19 protein-coding genes are annotated in these 20,510 nt (G+C 60.5%); 12 read left to right on the forward strand and 7 right to left on the reverse strand.

Annotation, left to right across the window (positions count from 1 at the left end; all coding sequences use genetic code 11):
• Positions 1-92: 92 nt before the first annotated feature.
• Together BOA8489_RS08035 and betC are read left to right on the forward strand one after the other, a co-directional pair.
• Positions 93-761 carry a hypothetical protein gene (locus BOA8489_RS08035; RefSeq protein ID WP_093973496.1) on the forward strand — a complete coding sequence of 223 codons (669 nt, stop codon included), beginning with the start codon at positions 93-95 and terminating at the stop codon, positions 759-761.
• Positions 762-835: 74 nt separating this feature from the next.
• Positions 836-2,344, forward strand: a complete 1,509-nt coding sequence (gene betC / locus BOA8489_RS08040) for a choline-sulfatase (protein WP_093973497.1) — start codon at positions 836-838, stop codon at positions 2,342-2,344.
• Positions 2,345-2,397: 53 nt separating this feature from the next.
• On the opposite strand, the gene BOA8489_RS08045 is transcribed toward betC, so the two are convergent.
• From BOA8489_RS08045 to ilvD, 3 genes are all read right to left on the reverse strand, one after another.
• Positions 2,398-3,147, reverse strand: coding sequence for a DUF6478 family protein (locus tag BOA8489_RS08045; protein WP_093973498.1), 750 nt, complete (start codon positions 3,145-3,147; stop codon positions 2,398-2,400).
• Positions 3,148-3,261: 114 nt separating this feature from the next.
• Positions 3,262-3,870: a hypothetical protein gene (locus tag BOA8489_RS08050; protein WP_141138259.1), complete on the reverse strand. Its 609-nt coding sequence runs from the start codon at positions 3,868-3,870 to the stop codon at positions 3,262-3,264.
• Entirely contained in the window at positions 3,851-5,578 is a 1,728-nt protein-coding gene (gene ilvD, locus BOA8489_RS08055) for a dihydroxy-acid dehydratase (protein WP_176440235.1), read from the reverse strand. Before ilvD ends, BOA8489_RS08050 begins: the two co-directional genes overlap by 20 nt.
• An 89-nt stretch (positions 5,579-5,667) precedes the next feature.
• Here ilvD and BOA8489_RS08060 point away from each other — a divergent pair, with 89 nt between their 5' ends.
• From BOA8489_RS08060 to BOA8489_RS08075, 4 genes are all read left to right on the forward strand, one after another.
• On the forward strand, positions 5,668-6,141 hold the full coding sequence (locus BOA8489_RS08060; RefSeq protein ID WP_141138260.1) for a hypothetical protein: 474 nt from the start codon (positions 5,668-5,670) through the stop codon (positions 6,139-6,141).
• A gap of 71 nt (positions 6,142-6,212) precedes the next feature.
• Positions 6,213-7,100: a CPBP family intramembrane glutamic endopeptidase gene (locus BOA8489_RS08065; protein ID WP_093973501.1), complete on the forward strand. Its 888-nt coding sequence runs from the start codon at positions 6,213-6,215 to the stop codon at positions 7,098-7,100.
• A gap of 60 nt (positions 7,101-7,160) precedes the next feature.
• Entirely contained in the window at positions 7,161-8,084 is a 924-nt protein-coding gene (gene accD / locus BOA8489_RS08070; RefSeq protein WP_093973502.1) for an acetyl-CoA carboxylase, carboxyltransferase subunit beta, read from the forward strand.
• Between the two features lie 92 nt (positions 8,085-8,176).
• Positions 8,177-9,451 carry a bifunctional folylpolyglutamate synthase/dihydrofolate synthase gene (locus BOA8489_RS08075; RefSeq protein ID WP_093973503.1) on the forward strand — a complete coding sequence of 425 codons (1,275 nt, stop codon included), beginning with the start codon at positions 8,177-8,179 and terminating at the stop codon, positions 9,449-9,451.
• Here BOA8489_RS08075 and BOA8489_RS08080 read toward each other — a convergent pair.
• Positions 9,448-10,497: an alcohol dehydrogenase family protein gene (locus BOA8489_RS08080; RefSeq protein WP_093973504.1), complete on the reverse strand. Its 1,050-nt coding sequence runs from the start codon at positions 10,495-10,497 to the stop codon at positions 9,448-9,450. The genes BOA8489_RS08075 and BOA8489_RS08080 overlap by 4 nt on opposite strands.
• A 138-nt stretch (positions 10,498-10,635) precedes the next feature.
• Between BOA8489_RS08080 and sseA the strand changes: the two genes are divergently transcribed.
• Genes sseA through BOA8489_RS08095 form a run of 3 tightly spaced genes read left to right on the forward strand, consistent with a single transcriptional unit; the run spans position 10,636 to position 13,243 of the window.
• Complete coding sequence (gene sseA / locus BOA8489_RS08085) at positions 10,636-11,484, forward strand: 3-mercaptopyruvate sulfurtransferase (RefSeq protein ID WP_093973505.1); 849 nt, start codon at positions 10,636-10,638, stop codon at positions 11,482-11,484.
• Positions 11,481-12,047 (forward strand): GNAT family N-acetyltransferase, encoded by a 567-nt coding sequence (locus BOA8489_RS08090; protein WP_176440236.1) that lies wholly within the window; start codon positions 11,481-11,483, stop codon positions 12,045-12,047. The genes sseA and BOA8489_RS08090 overlap by 4 nt, the downstream gene beginning before the upstream one ends.
• A gap of 11 nt (positions 12,048-12,058) precedes the next feature.
• Positions 12,059-13,243 carry an amino acid aminotransferase gene (locus BOA8489_RS08095; protein ID WP_093973506.1) on the forward strand — a complete coding sequence of 395 codons (1,185 nt, stop codon included), beginning with the start codon at positions 12,059-12,061 and terminating at the stop codon, positions 13,241-13,243.
• A 51-nt stretch (positions 13,244-13,294) separates the two neighbouring features.
• Here the strand turns inward: BOA8489_RS08095 and BOA8489_RS08100 are convergent, their stop codons facing one another.
• Positions 13,295-15,220 carry a hypothetical protein gene (locus BOA8489_RS08100; protein ID WP_093973507.1) on the reverse strand — a complete coding sequence of 642 codons (1,926 nt, stop codon included), beginning with the start codon at positions 15,218-15,220 and terminating at the stop codon, positions 13,295-13,297.
• Between the two features lie 137 nt (positions 15,221-15,357).
• Here BOA8489_RS08100 and BOA8489_RS08105 point away from each other — a divergent pair, with 137 nt between their 5' ends.
• Positions 15,358-16,017 (forward strand): thiamine diphosphokinase, encoded by a 660-nt coding sequence (locus tag BOA8489_RS08105; RefSeq protein WP_093973508.1) that lies wholly within the window; start codon positions 15,358-15,360, stop codon positions 16,015-16,017.
• Here BOA8489_RS08105 and BOA8489_RS08110 read toward each other — a convergent pair.
• Positions 15,968-16,897: a DMT family transporter gene (locus BOA8489_RS08110; RefSeq protein WP_093973509.1), complete on the reverse strand. Its 930-nt coding sequence runs from the start codon at positions 16,895-16,897 to the stop codon at positions 15,968-15,970. The genes BOA8489_RS08105 and BOA8489_RS08110 overlap by 50 nt on opposite strands.
• Positions 16,898-17,085: 188 nt before the next feature.
• Between BOA8489_RS08110 and betB the strand changes: the two genes are divergently transcribed.
• Entirely contained in the window at positions 17,086-18,543 is a 1,458-nt protein-coding gene (betB, locus tag BOA8489_RS08115) for a betaine-aldehyde dehydrogenase (RefSeq protein ID WP_093973510.1), read from the forward strand.
• Positions 18,544-18,746: 203 nt separating this feature from the next.
• Here betB and BOA8489_RS08120 read toward each other — a convergent pair whose 3' ends face one another.
• On the reverse strand, positions 18,747-18,956 hold the full coding sequence (locus BOA8489_RS08120) for a DUF1127 domain-containing protein (protein WP_093973594.1): 210 nt from the start codon (positions 18,954-18,956) through the stop codon (positions 18,747-18,749).
• Positions 18,957-19,197: 241 nt separating this feature from the next.
• Here BOA8489_RS08120 and BOA8489_RS08125 point away from each other — a divergent pair, with 241 nt between their 5' ends.
• Positions 19,198-20,277 carry an Mrp/NBP35 family ATP-binding protein gene (locus BOA8489_RS08125; protein WP_093973511.1) on the forward strand — a complete coding sequence of 360 codons (1,080 nt, stop codon included), beginning with the start codon at positions 19,198-19,200 and terminating at the stop codon, positions 20,275-20,277.
• Positions 20,278-20,510: the final 233 nt, after the last annotated feature.

The following is a 20,510-nucleotide window of genomic DNA, read 5'->3' on the forward strand; positions in this document are numbered from 1 at the left end:
CGTAGCGCCTGTCTCGCCAAGGTTTTCACATCATTTTGCCATTTTCCGCCGCCATTGAAGGAACCGATACGGTTTTATCAGGACGGATTGACATGAGCGGACCCGGCGCAGGCACCCCGAACAGCGGTTTTCAGGATCGCATCAATCGCATGCAGGAGCGGCGCGCGCCGATCGAGGCTGCACGACCGAAAGTCGATGTCTTACCTGACTGGAAGGAAAACATCAGGTATCCGGCGACTTTGGTGGGCATGGCTCTTTTGGGCATGTTCGCGGTTTTTGTCGTGCGCTATGTGCGGTTTCATCTGATGGGCGGCACGTTGGCTGGGAATGACGCCGACCTCACGATGTTCATCGATGCAGCTTTGGCGGGCGTTGCGGCCTTTGTCATCTATTCGGCTGCTGGCTTGACGATGCGCGATGCAAACCGTGCGGAACGCGGAAGCATGCTCAGTCTGAACAATCTTGGCGACAATCCGGTCAAGGCCGCTTTGGTCGTCGGGATCGCGATTATGATCGGAACGATGCACAATATGGTGCATTCGGCGCCGGGTCTGTTTGGTGCGTTGTTCTCGGAGGAATGGGCCGAGGATGTGGTGGCGTATTCCGAGCCAGGATCGATCTATTTCCGTGGGAACTATTTCACCGTTTTACCACAGGCTGAAGAGACGGTCGCGGAAGAAGCCGCGCCTGCCGCAGGCGTGGAAACAGAGGGCGGCGATGCTCCGGCGAAAAAGGCCCTGCCAAAGGTCCGTCGACTGTAAAACGCGCTTTGCGGGATTGACCAGGCCATACCGATAGGGTGCTGTCGCCAGAAGCGAGGCGAGGGGCATTCATCATGGCACAACCCAACATTCTAATCGTTATGGTCGACCAACTGGCCGGCACGTTCTTTCCGGACGGGCCGGCGGACTGGTTACATGCACCAAACCTGAAGGCGCTGGCGGCGCGATCAGTGCGGTTTGCAAACACCTATACTGCGTCACCGCTTTGCGCGCCGGGGCGCGGTGGGTTCATGTCGTCGATGTTGCCTTCGCGGACCGGTATTTATGACAACGCCGCCGAGTTTCGGGCTGATATTCCAACATTCGCACATCATTTGCGGCGGGCCGGATACAGTACTTGCCTGTCGGGAAAGATGCATTTTGTCGGACCGGACCAGATGCACGGGTTTGAGGAACGGCTGACGACGGACATCTACCCGGCGGATTTTGGCTGGACGCCAGACTATCGCAAACCTGGTGAGCGGATTGACTGGTGGTATCACAATATGGGGTCTGTGACGGGGGCGGGTGTCGCGGAAATATCGAACCAGATGGAGTATGACGACGAGGTCGCGCATTTGGCAGAGGCCAAGCTTTACGATCTGGCGCGCGGCGGTGATGCACGGCCCTGGTGCCTGACAGTCAGTTTCACGCATCCTCATGACCCCTATGTGGCGCGGCGGAAGTATTGGGATCTGTACGAGGAGTGCGCGCATCTGCTGCCAGAGGTTCCGGCACTGGCATACGAGGCGCATGATCCGCATTCAAAGCGGATTTTCGATGCCAATGACTGGCGCAGCTACGACATCACCGAAGACAACATTCGGCGGGCGCGGCGCGGATATTTCGCGAATATCTCGTATCTGGATGACAAAATCGGATCGATTTTGACGGTTCTTGAAGACACCCGCCAAGAGGCGGTTGTGGTCTTTGTGTCGGATCACGGCGACATGCTTGGCGAGCGCGGGTTGTGGTTCAAGATGAGCATGTTCGAAGGTTCGGCGCGGGTGCCGCTGATGATCTCGATGGCGGGACTGGCGCCTGGACGCATCGCGGCTCCGGTGTCGACGCTGGATCTGGGGCCGACACTGGCGGAGTTGGCAGGGATCGATCTGAGCGAGATCGCGGACTGGACGGACGGTGAAAGCCTGTTGCCTCTGGTATCCGGCGGCGCGCGTGGCGGTGCGGTGCCGATTGAATACGCTGCGGAAGCGAGCATTGCACCGATTGTTGCGTTGCGGGAAGGGGACTTCAAGTATGTACGCTGCCTCGTTGATCCTGAACAGCTTTTTGACGTTTCAAGTGATCCGTACGAGCGGGTGAACCTGGCTGCGGAGGCGGCTTATGCTGAGGTGCTTGAGGGGTGTCGCCGCGCGGCGGATGCGCAATGGGATCTTGCGCAGTTTGACGCGGATGTGCGCTCCAGTCAGGCGCGTCGCCTTGTGGTCTATGAAGCGTTGCGCAAAGGGGGGTATTATCCGTGGGATTTCCAGCCTTTGCGCAGGGCGTCCGAGCGTTTCATGCGCAATCATATGGATTTGAATGTTCTGGAGGAAAGCCAGAGGTTTCCACGCGGCGAGTAGGGATTGCGCCGCCTTGCAGGCGCCGCGGTGGTATTTGAAAAAGGGTGAAGGCGTCAGATCTCGGCGCGGGGGCGCCGATGGAGCGCCATATGCTCGAGCGTAATTCGGCTTTGGGCGGGAGAGTCGAAAATGAGATCAAGCCAGGCTTGTGTCAGGCGGGTTTCGTCGAGCCGGAGGCAGCCGAGGTCGAATTCGATCCTTTGCGCGCCGTTTCCATCGGCCAGTTTTGCGACGATATGATCGGTGTTGGGTCCGTGACGCAGGTTGAGGCGCGCGTAGGCGTCCAGAGGGCAGTCGCGGGTGAGGCTGATATCAAGCGCCACGATGTGATGTCGTGACAAGCCCGCAAGCGCTTCGTTCGGAAGGTCTGTCGCAAGGCTGAGGTAAGTGCCTTCGAAGTTTTGAACTTTGATGGTTGTGGACGGCAGATCACTGGCGTCATGCGCGGGCGGTGTCGCAAGAAAGGTGACTTCACGGCGGTGGCAGTCATGGAAAAGCGCAGTGTCGGGTGTGATGCGGGTTCCGGGCCTTACAGCGGCCATGCCGCCCAGTGGGATCGTGTCGGTGCCGGGGTCGGGGCGCCAGTTCCAGTCGGTTTGTGTCGGGGTCGATTTGTTCGCGGGTGCGTGTAGCGAGTTCGACAGGCGGGTTTGTGCCGCACGCAGAGCCTGATTGACGCGTTGTGTCAGGCGGGCTGTCTCGGTTTCGATGAAGTTCAGGGCGAGCGGCTCGGGCGCGTTGGCAAAGCCGTCGACGCGGCTCCAGCGCCTTCGGGCGCGCCGATCTGCCAGTTTCAGTAACACGTTGGGTACCCTGCTCGAGCCACACGATCTTGGGGCGAGTGTAGCCTTGGCCGCTATATGCAGGCAAGATCGCAGTTGGCCTGACCTGCAAAATCTTTGGTTGGGCTTTGCGGCTTAACGGGCGTTTGCGGCTTTCAGCCGATCGATTTGCGCATCGAGTGCCGCGATGCTTTGTGCGCGGCTGGTCTGGTCGGGGTCATTCGGCGCGAGCGATACCGAGACAAAGCGCCCGTCAATGTCGAACAGGGCGCGCCAGTAGTCGGCGCCGGTGTTGAGCGGGCCGCCACTGGTGTCGAGAGCATGCAGGAAAATGGTGTCGTCCTGCGCGGCGACTTCCAGAAGCTCGACGCTTTCTGCGCGACCGTCGCGTGCAAGGGCAGCGCGGCCCTGATCGGTCGACAGGAACGCCGCGACATCGCGGACCGGCGGGGCCACGCTCGCTGGGGTTTCGACCGAGATCGTCACCACGCCGTCGATGCGCGGGCTGGGCAGAAGCGCGTTATTGGCAATGGCGGCGCAGCTTCCGAGGACCACGACGGCACCGCCTTCGCGGGCTTTGGAGGTTGTCTGATCCACGCACCAACCACGCGCGCCAGCGACGATCAGGCCATCGGCCAGTTGCACCTGCATCGGTGCATTCCGTGTCACGCTGACGCCAGCTCCGCAGGCCGCGAGGAGACTCCCCGCGACCAGAGCGCAGACCTTAGAGGTCCATGTAGACATGCTTTTCCTCTTTGGCTCCGGGATGCGTGCAAGCACCCAGCTTTGCGGATCCAACGAGTTGTGCGTATTTCCAGAGCGCGCCCGAAGCATAGATCGTTTCCTTTGGACCGGCCCAGGCCGCCTTGCGTTCGGCTAGTTCGTCGTCGGTCAAATCGACCGACAGTTCGCCTTTTACAGCGTCGATTGTGACAACGTCGCCGTTCTTGAGCATGCCGATCGGACCGCCATGCGCGCTTTCGGGGCCGACGTGCCCGACGCAGAAGCCGCGGGTCGCGCCCGAAAAGCGGCCGTCGGTGATGAGGGCGACTTTCTTGCCCATGCCCTGGCCCGAGAGGGCTGCCGTGGTGGCGAGCATTTCGCGCATCCCGGGGCCACCGGCGGGGCCTTCGTTGCGGATGACGAGGACTTCGCCTTCTTCGTAGGTGCGGGCTTTCACGGCCTCGAAGGCTTCTTCTTCGCTTTCAAAGACGCGGGCCGGGCCGACGAAACGCTGGTGCTGCGTCGGGATGCCGGCGACTTTCACGATGGCTCCGTCGGGGGCAAGGTTGCCTTTGAGGCCGACGACGCCGCCTGTGGGGGTGATCGGGTTTTCGACCGGGAAGATGACGCGGCCATCGGCTTTGCGAGTGATGCGGTCAAGTTCTTCGCCCATCGAATTGCCGGTGACAGTGATGCAGTCTTCGTGGATCAGGCCTGCCTTGCGCAATTCGTTCAGCACGACCGGGACGCCGCCTGCCTCGTAGAGGTCCTTGGCGACGTACTGGCCGCCGGGTTTGAGGTCGACGAAATAGGGCGTGTCGCGGAAGATGTCGCAAACGTCGTCGAGGTCGAAGTCGATTCCGGCTTCGTGGGCGATGGCGGGCAGGTGGAGGCCGGCGTTGGTGGACCCACCCGTGCAGGCGACGATGCGGGCAGCGTTTTCCATGGATTTGCGCGTGACAATATCGCGAGCGCGGATGTTCTTTTCGATGAGGTTCATCACGGCGACGCCGGAGGCTTCGCCGTAGGCATCGCGGCTTTCGTACGGGGCGGGCGCGCCCGAGGAGTTGGGCAGGGCAAGGCCGATGGCTTCGGAGACGCAAGCCATTGTGTTGGCGGTGAACTGGCCACCACAGGCCCCGGCGGACGGGCAGGCGACGCGTTCGAGGATGGCGAGTTGTTCGTCGGAGTAGTTGCCCGCCTGATGCTGGCCGACCGCTTCGAACACGTCCTGAACGGTGACGTCCTTGCCGTCAAGGCGACCGGGAAGGATGGAGCCGCCGTAGATGAACACCGAGGGTGTGTTGAGGCGAACCATGGCCATCATCATGCCGGGCAGGGACTTGTCGCAGCCTGCGAGGCCGACGAGCGCATCGTAGCAGTGACCGCGCATGGTCAATTCGACCGTGTCGGCGATGGCTTCACGGGAGGCGAGCGACGAGCGCATGCCTTCGTGGCCCATGGCGATGCCGTCGGTGACGGTGATCGTGGTGAATTCCCGGGGTGTGCCTTTGGCAGATTTGACGCCCATTTTGACCGATTGCGCTTGGCGGTTCAGGGCGATGTTGCAGGGCGCTGCTTCGTTCCAGCAGGTGGCGACGCCGACCCAGGGTTGTTTGATCTCTTCTTCCGAAATCCCCATCGCGTAGTAATACGACCGGTGCGGCGCGCGGGCCGGACCTTCGGTGGTGTGGCGGCTGGGCAGATGGGATTTGTCGTATGTGGTCATTGGGATTGCCTCTCGAGATCGAACGTCCCGAGGGATAGGCGAGGCGTCGGTTCTCGGCAAGGCTTGGCGCGCATTTTTGCGGTGGACAGGTGATTTATTTCCGGTGTCGTCGGAACCGACATCGCGACGCCAGACCGATCGCGGTCAGCGCCGAGGCCAGCAAGAGACCCGACATCGGCGTTGGGATGGGCGTAGGGGGCGTCGCGTCAATTCCCGGAAAGCCGCCCGGTTTTTGCGATTTCATCGCGCGCGGGCCGTTTGGCGACCATGCTGGCGAGAGCGGGATGCAGGGTTTGTCGGGTCGGCAAATCACGGGTCTGGGGCGGCGTGACTTGCCCGGACACGCATGGGTCAAATTGCATGTCGCCGGGCGAATGTGGTCCGCCCATGCATCGTTTGCGCCGTCGGCGGAGAACCTGCCGAAAGATGGTCTGGTGGGGCCCATATCCGGGTGCATGGCAAGAAGTGCCGTCGGCGCAAAAAGGAGCCACAGCACCATTCCTCTCAAGATGGGCCTCACCAGGGTGGACATTTTGAACCTCGTCCTTTCCAAGTTCGGATGACGGGTTTTGGTTAATTTTGCCTTAGTTTCGGGCAGCATTCTGGGTTTTGGTATGAGGGAGCGCAGCCTTCGATGGCCTATGCACGCTTTGCTCCGATGATTTCCGCAGCGTCCGAAAGGCCGGCGATATGGCGGTTGGTTGCCGGGGGTGCTTCGGCGGCGCTGCTTTTGATCGCGTGGCTTTTTGCCATCGCGCTGGTGTTGTCATTGACGGAAGACACTACGGTTTCGCGCGCGCTGTCAGCTGTGACGCAGGGCGACCCGGAGACGCCAGAAGGTGCTTTGAAATACTTATTGATCGTTGGGGGACTTGGGTTTTCGACGCTTTTGGCCGCACGGCTTTGGCATGGGCGTGGCGCGCTGTCGTTGACCGGGCCTGCCGCGCGCACGCTGCGCCACTTCGTGATCGCGGCGGCTCTGACTCTTGGCGTGGCCGCGGTTCTGATGGTGATCCCAGGTCCGCAGGATGTTTCTATCGAGCGCAATATGGAGCTGAGTGTATGGCTTGGCTGGTTGCCTTTTGCATTGTTCGCGATTGCTGCGCAGACCGGTGCGGAGGAGGTGTTCTTTCGCGGGTATCTGCAGTCTCAGATTGCGGCGCGGTTCGCCAGGCCGTTGATCTGGCTGACATTTCCCGCATTTGCCTTTGGGCTTGCACATTTTTCACCGGCCCTTCCGCCTGAGACAGCATGGGCCTATGTCGGATTTGCCTCGCTTTTCGGCCTGCTGGCAGGGGATTTGACCGCGCGCACCGGGAGCATCGGGGCTGGCTGGGGATTTCACTTTGCAAACAACACGATTGCCGTGGCGATAATCGCGGTGGACGGGACGATTACCGGCCTTGGGTTGTTCCGTTCGACCGTTGGAATCGAGCGTCTGTCCGAGCTTAGTCCCTGGATTCTTGCCGACCTCGGGGCCTTGGTTCTGGTTTGGCTGCTTTTGCGCCGAGTGCTTGACTGATTGCATTCACCGCCCGCGCCAATTATCTGAGAGAAAACCCATAAAGGTTACGAGCGCCGCATGAACTGGATCTCCAACTACGTCAGGCCCAAGATCAACTCGCTGTTTTCGCGCAGAGAGGTGCCGGAGAATCTCTGGTCCAAGTGCGAAGAATGCGGAACCATGCTGTTCCACCGCGAATTGGCTGAAAACCTGAATGTCTGCACGAATTGTGATCACCACATGGGAATCACGCCGCGGGATCGCTTTCATGCGTTATTCGACGAAGGCGTGTTCGTCGAGGTGCCGGTGCCGGCCCCGATCAGCGATCCGCTGCAGTTTCGCGACCAGAAGAAATACCCCGAACGTCTGAAAATGGCACAGCGCGGCACCGGTGAGGCCGAAGCGATGCTGGTGGCCGAGGGCGAGATGGGGCGCACGCCGATTGTGGCGGCGGCGCAGAATTTCGGCTTCATGGCCGGGTCGATGGGGATGTATGTCGGCAATGCGATCATCGCGGCGGCCGAACGTGCGGTGAAGTTGAAGCGTCCTTTGATCCTGTTTTCGGCCGCGGGTGGCGCGCGGATGCAGGAGGGGATTTTGAGCCTCATGCAAATGCCGCGCACGACGGTCGCGGTAGAAATGCTGAAAGAGGCGGGGCTTCCTTACATTGTGGTCCTGACGCATCCGACAACGGGCGGCGTGACGGCGTCTTATGCCATGTTGGGAGATGTTCATATTGCGGAACCCAACGCACTGATCTGTTTTGCCGGGCCACGCGTGATCGAGCAGACCATTCGCGAAAAACTGCCGGAGGGCTTTCAACGGGCTGAGTATCTGCTGGATCACGGGATGCTTGACCGGGTGACGCATCGTCGGGATATGAAGGTCGAGTTGGTGTCGATTCTGCGCATGTTGATGGGTATGAGCCCGCCAGTCATGGGGGATTTGCCGTCGCCCGGGGCAATGGGTGCCGAAACGTCCGACGAGAAAACCAAGACCTGACGTTTTCGGACCATGTCGCTTCGCCTTCGTGGTGCTGAAACCGCTGGAATTGTCTTACACATCCTTAACCGACGCTGCTGGAATTGCTGCCCATGACGCGAGATACGTCCGACGCCATCCTTGCCCGGATGATGGCGCTTCATCCGAAGATCATTGATCTGACTCTGGATCGGATGTGGCGGTGCCTTGCGGCGGTCGGGGATCCGCATTTGAACGTGCCGCCGGTGATCCATGTCGCGGGCACCAATGGCAAGGGCTCGACTCAGGCCATGATCCGGGCGGGAGTTGAAGCGGCGGGGCAACGCGCACATGCCTATACCTCGCCGCATCTGGCGCGTTTTCACGAGCGTATCCGGGTCGCGGGCGAGATCATCAGTGAAGAGCTTTTGACTGAGTATCTGGACGAGGTTTATGCGGCGAATGGTGGCGGTTCGATCACCTATTTCGAGATCACCACTGTCGCGGCGTTTCTTGCGTTTGCGCGTCAGCCAGCTGACTGGACCTTGCTTGAGGTCGGTCTGGGCGGGCGGCATGATGCAACGAATGTCTTCGCGAAGCCCGCGTTGACGATCATCACAAAGATCGATCTGGATCATCAGCAGTTTCTTGGCGAGACAATACCCGAAATCGCTTTTCAGAAGGCCGGGATCATAAAGCAGGGTGTGCCTGTCGTAGTCGGCCCACAGCATGAAGACGCGTTGGAGGTCATTGAAAAGGAAGCGATGCGGTATTCCGCGCCGACGCTTGTCTATGGCCAGCATTGGCATATCGGTGAGGAAAATGGCCGGATGGTCTATCAGGACGAACGCGGCCTGCTGGACCTTCCTATGCCGAACTTGCGGGGCGCCCATCAGATCGGAAATGCGGGTATGGCGATTGCCGCGCTGCGTCACCTCGGGTTCGACGAGGCAGCCTGCGAAGGTGCTGTGACTCAGGCGTTCTGGCCTGCGCGGATGCAGCGTTTGCGCAAAGGCGTGCTGGTCGAACGAGCGCCGGACGCCGAGTTATGGCTGGACGGAGGACACAATCCTGCGGCTGGAAAAGCACTGGCGAATACATTGGCCGCAATGCCAAAACGCGCGACGCATCTGATTTGCGGGATGTTGTCGACGAAGGATGTGGTCGGGTATTTGCGCCCCTTGGCAGGTCAGGCGTTATCGCTGCACGCGGTTGCCATTCCAGGCGAGGCTGCGACCTTGCCTGCGGAAGTGACGGCAGAAGCCGCACAGGAGGTGGGTCTGGAAGCTCATGTTGCAGCTTCGCTGGACGATGCGATGGCAGATATCGTGGCCCATGATCCGAAGGCCAGAATTCTGATTTGCGGGTCTTTGTATCTGGCGGGGGCCGTTCTGCGCGAGAACGGCTAGTCTTTTGCGACCTTCAGAACGATTTTGCCGGTGTAGCCTTTATCTTTGAACACCTCTTGCGCTTTGGCGATGTCGCGAAGGTCGAATGTCGCCGCCACCAGCGGTTTTATTTTACCGCCTTCGATAAGCCAGACCAGATTGCCGAAAACCTCTGCGTCCAGAGCGGTGCATCCGAAAAAGCTGAGGTCTTTCAGGTAAAGCGTGCGGACGTCCAATGCGACAATGGGACCAGCGACGGCCCCTGCAACAGCATAGCGGCCATAGGGGCGCAGAATGTCCAAAAGGCGGGGCCACTGGGGGCCGGCGACGAGATCCACGACCACGTCAACGCTGTTGGTGCCAAGCACGGCCACCGGATCGTCGTCGCGACGCAGCACTTGGTCCGCGCCCAACGCCTTGAGGCTGGCGGCATTGGCCGGGCTGGTGATGGCGATGACCTCGGCACCGCGCGCCACGGCAAGCTGGATGGCGGCAGAGCCGACACCGCCGGATGCACCGGTGATGAGAATGCGATCACGGTTTGATACTTTTGCGCGCGTCAGCATGTTCTCGGCTGTCGAATAAGAGCAAGGAAACGAGGCCAGTTCGACGTCCGAAAGGGTGCTGTAAACCGGGTGTGCATGGCGCGCCGCCACGGTTGTGTATTCGGCAAATGCGCCGTCGCATTCCGAGCCGAAGAACCATGGGGTTTCGAGCGTCTGGCCGTCGTGCTCGTAGAGGCAGGGTTCGACAAGAACGCGTTCGCCGATGCGGGCCGGGTCAACGCCAGTCCCGACAGCCACGATCTGGCCGCAGGCGTCTATGCCCTGAATCCGGGGGAAACGAAGTGGCTGTCCGGCCCAGCTTGCGTCGTCGGCGTCATTGTCGCCTTTGGAATACCAACCGACACGGGTGTTAATGTCGGTGTTGTTCACCCCGGCCGCTCCGACTTTGATCAGGACGGCGCCGGGGGCAGGAACAGGTGTTGGAATCTGCGCATTATAGATTAGAACTTCGGGGCCGCCGTGTGCCGTAAGTTGTACGCCACGCATCGTCTGAGGTATCATCACGTCCCTTTCCGAACTCTGGGAGCCACGATTGCGCGGGCGAGAAGTATGGTCAAGCGTTCGACTTCGAGGGGCCAAACCTTGCCAAGGGCGGGATGCAGGCGTAGCACAAAGCGAGACCATTCCTTGGGGGAAGAGATGACCGACGATCCGCAGACTCTTGTGTCCACAGACTGGCTGGAACAGCACCTGAAAGATCCCGATCTGCGCATGTTCGATGCATCGTGGTATTTGCCGGGATCCGGGCGCGATCCGAAATCGGAATACGAGCGCGGCCATATTCCCGGCGCGCGATTTTTCGATATTGACGAGATCAGCGATCAGCGTTCGGAAATGCCCCACATGGCGCCGCCGGTTGAGAAGTTTATCTCGCGGATGCGGGCGATGGGTGTCGGTGACGGACATCAGGTTGTGGTTTACGACGGCGCGGGGCTCTTTTCGGCGGCGCGTGTGTGGTGGCTATTCCGGCTGATGGGCAAGACGGACATTGCGGTTCTGGACGGCGGGTATCCAAAGTGGATCGCCGAGGGCCGCCCGACCGAGGATATGGCCCCGATCTTGCGAGATCGTCATATCACTGTGACCCGCCAGAACCACCTTGTGCGAGATGTCACGCAAGTGGCGGCGGCGGCTAAGCTGGGGGATCACGAAATCATCGACGCGCGCGCGCCTGCGCGGTTCAAGGGCGAAGCACCCGAGCCACGCGCAGGCCTGCGGTCCGGACATATTCCGGGATCGAAGAACGTTCATTTCCAGTCTCTCCTGACGGAAGCCGGGACCATGCGGCCGGTCGAGGAATTGCGCCAGATATTCGAGGCGGCCGGTGTTGATCTTGCCAAACCGGCGATCACGACCTGCGGATCGGGCGTTACGGCTGCCGTTTTATCTCTGGCTCTGGAGCGCATGGGGCATCGGCAGCACGCGCTCTATGACGGCTCGTGGTCCGAATGGGGCATGTATCACGGTCTGAAGGTCGAAACCGGATGACGCGTCAGTGCGCCGGCACCGAAGTCGCCTATACGGTCACCTATCTCGAGATGGACAAGCGCCCGAGTTGGGATTGGCCTCATCTTCCGGTGGGCGCGCAAGTGTCTCTGATGCAAGCAGAAAAGCCTCCGGTCTGGTTTTTCCTGTCGCTCTATGATGCCGTGGGGCGGGATTATGCGTGGGAGGATATCCACAAGCGCGAGCACGCCGAAATTCAGGAATGGCTGACGGCGGATGCGATGTCTTTGTATGTTTTGTACGGGCATGGCTGGCCGCACGGTTTTTTCCTGTTGGAAGACAAGGGTGATGGCGTTGTGGACATTGCCTATTTCGCACTGGTTCCCGAAGCGATCGGGCGCGGGCTTGGAAAATGGCTGCTGCGCACGGCGATCTTGACGGCCTGGGATCGGCCCGGAGCCAAAAAATTGACGGTGAATACCTGCACGCTGGACCATCCGCGCGCCTTGCAAACCTACCAAAAAAGCGGTTTCACGCCTGTACGGCGCGAAGATCGCACCCGAGTTCTGACCCGCGACCGTGATCTGTCGCGCATTCCATCTTAAGGATCTGACCCATGTTGACCAATCTCAAGCCGCAACCCGCAGACAAGATTCTCGCGCTTGTCCAGATGTACAAGGACGACCCGCGCGAGACGAAGATCGATCTTGGGGTCGGCGTCTACAAGAATGCCGAGGGTGTCACGCCGGTGATGCGCGCGGTCAAGGCGGCCGAGCGGCGGATCTTGGAAAGTCAGGAGACCAAGGCCTATACGTCATTGGCGGGTGACCCTGCGTTTTCCAGCGCGATGCGCAAGCTGATCCTGGCCGACAGCGTGGATGCGGGACGGGTAGCGGCTGTTGCGACGCCCGGTGGCACGGGCGCTGTGCGTCAGGGCCTTGAGTTGATGCAATACGCGGACCGCGCGTCGACGATCTGGATTTCCAATCCGACATGGCCGAACCATCCTTCGATCATCAAGTATCTGGGCGTGCCGATGCGCGAATACCGCTATTTCGACAGTGAGACGCGCGGTGTCGATTTCGCCGGGATGATGGATGATCTGAAGGATGTGAAGTCCGGTGATCTGGTGCTGTTGCATGGCTGTTGTCACAATCCGACGGGCGCAAATCTGACGGCAGAGCAATGGGACGCAGTGGTTGAATTGCTGGAGCGCACGGGCGCAGTGCCTTTTGTCGATATTGCGTATCAGGGGTTTGGCGACGGCTTGGAAGAGGATGGCTATGGCACGCGGCTTTTGGCGTCGAAACTGCCGGAAATGATCATAGCGGCGAGCTGTTCGAAGAATTTCGGTGTGTATCGCGAGCGGACGGGACTTTTGATGGCGATTGCGCCTGAGGAAAAATCCAAGGCTTCGGCGCAGGCGACCTTGGCGTTTCTGAACCGTCAGAATTATTCGTTCCCGCCGGATCATGGTGCGCGTGTTGTGACGACCATTCTCGATGACGCCGAGTTGCGGGCCGATTGGCAGGCAGAGTTGGAAGATGTGCGGGCCGGCATGTTGAAGCTGCGCACACAACTAGCGGACGCTTTGCGCCAGCGCACCAATTCGGATCAGTTCGACTTTATTGCCGACCACCGGGGAATGTTTTCGCGGCTAGGGGCGACTCCGGAACAGGTGGTCGAGATGCGCGAGAAGTTCGCGATCTACATGGTTGGTGACAGCCGCATGAATATCGCAGGACTGAACGAGGCGACCGTGCCGATCCTTGCAGACGCGATTGCCGCCACCGGCGTCTGACACAAAAAACGGCCCCTGAAGCGGGGCCGTTTTCCCTGAATTTTAACGGTGTTATTCGCCCGCAATCCGCTGCGCCGGATTGAACCGGGTGCTTGCAGGCACGGTGAACTGACCGCGTTGCAGTTTGTGAATTTTGCCCTGGCGCAAAAGTTGCCCGAACGAGCGCAGCCCCGCTTCGCGGCTGGCTGCTATCGCCGGATCGACGCGGGCGGCGCGTTTCATGATCTCGGGGCGCGAGAAATGCGGCTGGCCTTCCACAAAGGCGGTATAGGCAGCGGCGGCTTCGAGAAGGTCGGGCAGCTCGGTTGCGCCCATTGTGACAGCAAATTCCCGGAAATTCGACGCTTCGGTCGCTTTACCGTCGTCGACTGCGGGACGATGCGGTGCGACATTTCCCTCGGGCTTGCGGGAAGGGGCTTTTTCGTCCACGCGCTGCGACGACACCAAAACCAGAGGCGCCGGGCGTGCCGCTTCTTCCGCTTTTGTTACGTCGGAAAAGCTGGGGCGGCGAGTCATGGCGCGGCTCAGGTCCTGACGATAGGCGTTTTGGTCCTCGGCTTCCTGTTCGTCGCGCGGGATGATGCGTGAGAGAATGCGGTCGGCCTTGGTCGCGGCGACGGCGGCGCGCATCTGGCTGATCACACGGCGGCGGCGAATACCGCCGTCTTCGTTGAATTTCTGATCCGTTTCCTGAAGCAGGCGGCCAACGTTGCCGTTGGTATCGGACAGAGGCTCGAGCGGACGCGATGGTTTGCGCTCGGAGGGGGTGACGGTCGCGACCTGGATGTCTTCGGGTTCTTCGTCTTCGAAGTCATCGTCTTCAAAGTCATCGTCGTGATACTCGGCAGAAGCGGCCAGTTCCTGTTCGTCCTGGACGCTTGCAGCCGGGGTTTCTTCTTCGGCGCGCGGTGTGGCAGCGCCAACTTTGGCGGTGACATTCGCGATGGCGGCGTTCAGGGTCGCTTCGAAGTCGTCCTCGTCTTCATCGTTGATTTCGTCGGCGTCTTCGTGGGCGTCGGCGCGGACTTCGGCTTCGGACTGGCTGTCGTCGTCAAGGTCATCGGTGTCGTCTTCGAATTCGTCCTCAAAGTCGTCGGCCTGCGCGGCGAGGTCTTCTGCTGGAGCCTCGGCTTCGGGTTCGCTGTCGGCGTCTTCTTCGAACAGGTTGTCCGCTGGCGCTTCGATTGCCTCGATGTCGCGGTCCGAGGCGACGATTGAGGCGACGAGCGACGTGTCGGCGTTTTCGGCGGCGTCATCGCTGAGTGTCAGCGGCGTCTCGCCCGTGGTTTCGTCGAATTCGGTGGCATCATCTTCGTCTGCGAGGTCAGCGGTGATTTCGGCAATTGTCTTGCTGAGCGCACGCTGGCGGTTTTGGGGCTGATCGGTTTCGACTTCTGCCCCGGCCTCGCTCTCCGGGGCTTTGTCAAAAGCCGATTTGTCTTCCTCGGGTTCGATGGTGCGGGAGACGACGGCGCGGATGCGGCGGAGCTTTTCGGCAACGCTTTCAGCAGGCAGACCGGTTGCTTGGGGAGTCGCGCGGGGATCGACGGTCAGCACGTCTTCAGGCTCGTCCGCCATCAGATAGTCGTCGTCAAACGCCAGGGGACCGCTTTCGAGAACTTCCGCGTCTTCAGCGGTGTCTGATACCGCGACGGGCTTGGGCGTCTCGTGGACTTCGGGTTCAGCAGCCTCGGCCTCGGCCTCGTCGGCTTCGGTGGGTTTGTCGACCTGACGCAAGGAAAGGCCGGTTTCGCCCACGCGGGCTTCCACGCGGCGATTTACTTCTTTCTGGGCGATGTTCTGAAGCATCTCGACATCGGGAGTCGGAGGCTCGGCACCGAAGTAGCGATCGTCGGCGGCCAGATCACGAAAGTACTCAGCAATCCCGCGCATCGTGCCGAATGGGTCGTCAAACCCCTCCAGCGTACAACTGAACGTGCCGTAAGAAACGGTCAGTATTTTGTTCGAACCAGTCATATCGGGTCGCTTTCTCCCTTATCCAGCAACATTGTGTTTACCAAGAAGCGGGTCGGAAATAGGGATACTCCTAAGGAATTCACAGGTTTTTTTCGCGTCACAATTGTGGCGCCTCGGGCAATAGCAGGTATTCGGCCATGGATCAGCGGCAAGTTCAATCCCGGCAGGGCGTCACTTTGGTGGGTGGGGCGGAGCCTAGCGCACAAAGCCTTGAGGAAGCGTTGAAATTTGCTCCGACGCTGGTGGCCGCCGATGGTGGGGCGGATCGGGCGCTGGGGTTGGGGGCCGTGCCGGTGGCGATCATCGGTGACCTTGATTCGGTATCACGGTCGGCGACCGAGCGCATCGGGGCCGACAAGGTGTTCGAGGTTTACGATCAGGACAAGACGGATTTCGAGAAATCCCTGACATTGATCGATGCGCCTTTCGTGATTGCGGTGGGGTTTGCCAACGGGCGGATCGACCACACTTTGGCGGTGATGTCGGCGTTGGTGCAAGACCGTGGTGCGCCGGTGATTGTGCTGGGGGAAGACGACGTTGTCTTCGCCGCACCTTTGGAGTTGTCGCTTGATCTTGAGGTCGGCTCGCGGTTCTCGTTGTTTCCGATGGCGGACATCCGGGGGCGCTCGGAAGGGTTGGAGTGGCCGCTTGATCCACATGCCTTTTCGCCGGCGGGGCGTATCGGCACGTCAAACCGGGTGACCGGGCCGGTGCGCCTGACGTTTGACGCCCGCGGCATGTTGGTGATCACGCCGCGGGCGGCGCTGGGGTCTGTGGTGTCGTCACTGACCGGCTAAGACGTTGTTCGCGGGCGATAATGTAGAGGCCGGCCGAAATCGTGATGCAGATACCCAACAGCGCCATGCCGTTTGGAAAGTCGCGGAAGATCAGCCAGCCGAGGGCGGCAGCGACCGGAATTTCAAGGTATTGCATTGGGGCCAGCGTGGCCGACGGGGCAAAGCGCAGCGACCATGTCATGAGGAGATGCGCGAAGGTCCCAATGCCTCCGAGCGCCAAGAGGAGCACCCATTCGTCGCCGGCGGGTGGTGTCATGGCGAGGCCGGGGATATCGAAGGGTGTAGCGATCAGCATGAGCGGCAAGAGCATCCCCGCCGCGATGAGGCCCGAGGTGGCTTGCAGTGAAATGGGGTCGACGTCTTTTGCGACCTGACGGGTCACCAGCATGAACAACGCGAAATCGAGGGCGACGCCAAGGGGCAGCAGGGCAGGCAAGCCGACTTGGGCGAAGCTGGGCTGGATCACGAACAGCGTGCCGACAAAGCCGACGCCGCAAGCGATGATGCGTCGATGGCCGACCTCTTCGCCTAGGACGAAATACCCTAGGATCAGCATGATGAAGGGCATCACGAAGGCGATGGCCAGCGCGTCTGCAAGGGGCAGGTATCTTAGCGCGAGAAACATCATGCCGATGCCGAGGATGTGGAGGGTCGTGCGAATCATGGTCAGGCGGAGCACGCGCCCCCGCATCGCCAGCGGCTTGCCCGTGAACCAGACGATAGGGGCAAGAATGGCGACCTGAAGCGCGAATCGCACGGTGACCAGTTGGCCAACGCCCATGCTGCCCCCGAGCAGTTTCGCCATGGAGTCCCCCAAAGGGGCGAGGACGCAAAAGCCAAGCATCAGAAGGATGCCGAGGACGGGACGGTCGGTGTTCATGGGCGCAAGGCTAGCTGTGGCGACTTTGAAGTGCGAGAGACTTGTTGCCTTGTGTTGATAGTTGCGGGAGGGCGCTGCCCTCCCGGACCCTCCCGTGGTATTTTCAAAAGGGTGAACGGGCAGGGAGCGGACTTGCTCAAACGGCCGGATCGTGGTGTGACAGGTGGTCAGATAGAGGAGTTCATCCGATGCGCGCACAACCCAAAGCCAGCCATTTCATCAACGGTCGATATGTCGAGGACACCGCTGGTGCGGCGATCGACTGCGTTTACGCTGCCTCCGGCGAGGTTATCGCGCGGTTGCATGAGGCGACGGATGCGATTGTCGAGGAGGCTTTGGCGGCAGCCAAGGCGGCGCAACCGGCCTGGGCGGCATTAAGCGGAACCGAGCGCGGACGCGTCTTGCGGCGGGCAGCGGATATGATCCGCGCCGAAAACCGGTCTTTGTCTGAACTTGAGACGATGGATACGGGTAAACCCTTGCAGGAAACGCTGGTGGCGGATGCGACGAGCGGGGCGGATGCACTGGAGTATTTCGGCGGGTTGGCAGGGTCTTTGACGGGTGAGCATATTCCGCTGCCGGGAGGCGATTGGGCTTATACGATCCGCGAGGCCCTGGGGGTTTGCGTAGGGATCGGGGCGTGGAATTATCCAACGCAAATAGCATGTTGGAAGGCGTCTCCGGCTTTGGCCTGTGGCAACTCGATGGTGTTTAAGCCCTCGGAGACAACGCCTTTGTCGGCGCTTCGGATTGCAGAGATCCTGTCTGAAGCCGGATTGCCGGACGGAGTGTTCAATGTGGTGCAGGGGCGCGGCGCTGTCGGGGCGTCCTTGATCACGGATGCGCGGGTGGCGAAGGTGTCGTTGACTGGCTCGGTGCCGACGGGGCGCAAGGTTTACGCGGCGGCGGCCGAAGGGATGCGGCACGTGACGATGGAGTTGGGCGGGAAATCACCGATGGTGATTTTCGCGGATGCGGATTTGGACAAGGCTGTTTCCGGAGCCATTCTTGGGAACTTTTATTCGTCGGGTCAGGTTTGTTCCAACGGCACAAGGGTTTACGTCGAGCGATCCGTTCGCGAGGCCTTTGTTGCGCGACTGGTAGAGCGGCTGAAGGCCGGCGTGGTGATGGGTGATCCTTTGGATGAAGCCGTGACGTTTGGGCCGATGGTGAGCGAGGCGCAGATGGAGATCGTGCTTGGGTATATCTCACAGGGGATCGCGGAAGGCGCCGTGGTGGCGCATGGCGGAAAGCGGGCGGATCGCGATGGATTTTTCGTTGAGCCGACGGTGTTTACCGGCGTGACGGATGATATGACGATTGCACGTGAGGAGATTTTCGGTCCCGTCTTGTCGGTGCTGGATTTCGACACCGAAGAAGAGGCGATTGCGCGGTCGAACGACACGGTTTTCGGACTGGCGGCGGGGGTTTTCACGCAGGATTTTGCGCGGGCGCATCGGGTGGTGAAAGCGTTCGAGGCGGGGACCTGTTACATCAACCACTATAATGCAGCACCGGTTGAGATGCCGTTTGGGGGGTCGAAACTGTCAGGTGTGGGACGCGAGAATTCCAAGGGGGCGATTGAGAATTACTCGGAAATGAAGGCCGTTTACGTCGGGATGGGGGACGTGGAGGCGCCGTTTTAGATTGATATTAGTGGGTTGTGGGTCTCTGGCGCTTAATTGGCGACCGGGTGACCGCCCGTGATTTTCTGCGAAATTCGATACACGCCATGCGTCGTTCCACAGAAGCGACGCAAAAAAAAGGCGGCGACACCAGGGAGGAGGAGGTGCCGCCGCTATTTACAGAAGACCCAGGGAGGAGGAAGGGCCGTCTGATCGAGGGTCGCTTAGCCGTCGTAGGCTGCGCGATACGCTATGGCGCGCATCGAGTGGCGCGAGATGTTCAAATCGTCGAGCTCGCGGTCGGAAAGCGACTGAAGCTCGTCAAGGGTCTGGCGGTAAGTGCGATAACGCTGCACGCGTTTGGTCAGCCCGCCAAGAAAACCGGCGCGGTTCGCGCTGCGGTCTTTCGCGTTGAAAAAGTCGATTGCACTCATAATCGTTGTCCTGTTGCTGGTGCCCTGCTTTGTTTGCACCATGTTGCTTGTGACCCATACTTAAGGCGATGCTGCAGGTGCACAATGGACGATGCCTCAATGCTGCTATGCAGCATCGTCATAGGTCGCTGGCGCGTTTTCAAGCTTAACGATGAGAAAAGCGGCAAATGGCCCCGGTGGCCTTGTCTCGGGCGGGGATGCGTCGCAAGTAGAGCACGAATTGCAAAAGTGAGCGATCAATATGCCGATTACACGTGAAGAAATTCTTGACAGGCTGCGCGCTGTTTCGCTGCCGAACGGGCGCAATTTGGTCGAGGCGGATTTGATCCGGGCGCTTCAGGTGGACGGTGGGTCGGTTCGATTCGTGATTGAAGCGCCAAACGCGGAGGTGGCACGTGCGATGGAGCCGGTGCGGGCGGCGGCTCAGGCGATTGTGGCCGGCTTGCCGGGCGTCGAGGCGGCCTCGGTCGTATTGACCGCACACGGTCCGGCGGCACCGCCCGCAAAAGAGCCCCCAAGCTTGAAGATCGGCGGACATCCCAAGCCGCAACAGGGCGGGCCGGCCAAGGTTTCGGGCGTGGATCGCATTATTGCTGTGGGATCCGGCAAGGGTGGCGTCGGGAAATCAACGGTGTCGTCCAATCTTGCCGTGGCGCTGGCAAAGCAGGGGCGGCGGGTCGGTCTTTTGGACGCTGATATATACGGTCCATCACAGCCGCAGATGATGGGGATCAACAAGCGCCCCGCTTCGCCGGACGGAAAAACAATTATTCCGCTGCATTCCCATGGTGTTACGCTGATGTCTATCGGCTTCATGATGGAAGAGGGCAAGGCCGTGGTCTGGCGCGGGCCGATGTTGATGGGCGCATTGCAGCAGATGCTGGGTCAGGTCGAATGGGGCGAGCTGGACGTTCTGATCGTCGATTTGCCGCCGGGGACGGGCGATGTGCAACTGACGTTGTGCCAGCGCACCGAACTGACGGGCGCGATTGTCGTGTCGACGCCGCAGGATGTGGCCTTGCTGGACGCGAGGAAGGCGCTGGACATGTTCAAGACACTGAACACGCCTGTGTTGGGGCTGATCGAGAACATGTCCACCTATGTGTGCCCGCAATGCGGGCACGAGGCGCATCTGTTTGGTCACGGCGGCGTTGCTGCCGAAGCCGACCGTTTGGGCGTGCCGTTCCTTGGGGAAATTCCCCTGTCGCTTGATGTGCGTCTGGCTGGGGACGCAGGGCGGCCGGTTGCGTTGGGTGAGGGGCCGGTTTCGGATGCTTATCACGCCCTTGCAAAGCGGCTGATCGACGGCGGAATGGGCTGAAACAGCGACGTCGGTATCGCGTCGGTGCACCCGTTCTGCGTGTTAGCGATCTTTTAAAGCTGGATCTGGTCCGCGCGGACGCTGATTGCGGACGCGCCGGGCCAAAGTGAGTCGTCTATGGCACACAGATGGTACTTCATGGCCTTCTCATGGGAATGAGGTGGCAAATACCGCTGGAATCGGTGATTCGAGGGCTTGTGCTAGGATTTTCGCCAGATTTCACAGGGATCCTG

The sequence above is a fragment of the Boseongicola aestuarii genome, from assembly GCF_900184815.1.
GTDB lineage: Bacteria > Pseudomonadota > Alphaproteobacteria > Rhodobacterales > Rhodobacteraceae > Boseongicola > Boseongicola aestuarii.

Bases quoted from the DNA above. Each gene is read 5' to 3' on its own strand.
- BOA8489_RS08035 (WP_093973496.1), top strand. From the start codon at position 93: ATGAGCGGACCCGGCGCAGGCACCCCGAACAGCGGTTTTCAGGATCGC.
- betC (WP_093973497.1), top strand. From the start codon at position 836: ATGGCACAACCCAACATTCTAATCGTTATGGTCGACCAACTGGCCGGC.
- BOA8489_RS08050 (WP_141138259.1), bottom strand. From the start codon at position 3,870: ATGTCTACATGGACCTCTAAGGTCTGCGCTCTGGTCGCGGGGAGTCTC.
- ilvD (WP_176440235.1), bottom strand. From the start codon at position 5,578: ATGACCACATACGACAAATCCCATCTGCCCAGCCGCCACACCACCGAA.
- BOA8489_RS08065 (WP_093973501.1), top strand. From the start codon at position 6,213: ATGGCCTATGCACGCTTTGCTCCGATGATTTCCGCAGCGTCCGAAAGG.
- accD (WP_093973502.1), top strand. From the start codon at position 7,161: ATGAACTGGATCTCCAACTACGTCAGGCCCAAGATCAACTCGCTGTTT.
- BOA8489_RS08075 (WP_093973503.1), top strand. From the start codon at position 8,177: ATGACGCGAGATACGTCCGACGCCATCCTTGCCCGGATGATGGCGCTT.
- BOA8489_RS08080 (WP_093973504.1), bottom strand. From the start codon at position 10,497: ATGATACCTCAGACGATGCGTGGCGTACAACTTACGGCACACGGCGGC.
- sseA (WP_093973505.1), top strand. From the start codon at position 10,636: ATGACCGACGATCCGCAGACTCTTGTGTCCACAGACTGGCTGGAACAG.
- BOA8489_RS08090 (WP_176440236.1), top strand. From the start codon at position 11,481: ATGACGCGTCAGTGCGCCGGCACCGAAGTCGCCTATACGGTCACCTAT.
- BOA8489_RS08095 (WP_093973506.1), top strand. From the start codon at position 12,059: ATGTTGACCAATCTCAAGCCGCAACCCGCAGACAAGATTCTCGCGCTT.
- BOA8489_RS08100 (WP_093973507.1), bottom strand. From the start codon at position 15,220: ATGACTGGTTCGAACAAAATACTGACCGTTTCTTACGGCACGTTCAGT.
- BOA8489_RS08105 (WP_093973508.1), top strand. From the start codon at position 15,358: ATGGATCAGCGGCAAGTTCAATCCCGGCAGGGCGTCACTTTGGTGGGT.
- BOA8489_RS08110 (WP_093973509.1), bottom strand. From the start codon at position 16,897: ATGAACACCGACCGTCCCGTCCTCGGCATCCTTCTGATGCTTGGCTTT.
- betB (WP_093973510.1), top strand. From the start codon at position 17,086: ATGCGCGCACAACCCAAAGCCAGCCATTTCATCAACGGTCGATATGTC.
- BOA8489_RS08120 (WP_093973594.1), bottom strand. From the start codon at position 18,956: ATGAGTGCAATCGACTTTTTCAACGCGAAAGACCGCAGCGCGAACCGC.
- BOA8489_RS08125 (WP_093973511.1), top strand. From the start codon at position 19,198: ATGCCGATTACACGTGAAGAAATTCTTGACAGGCTGCGCGCTGTTTCG.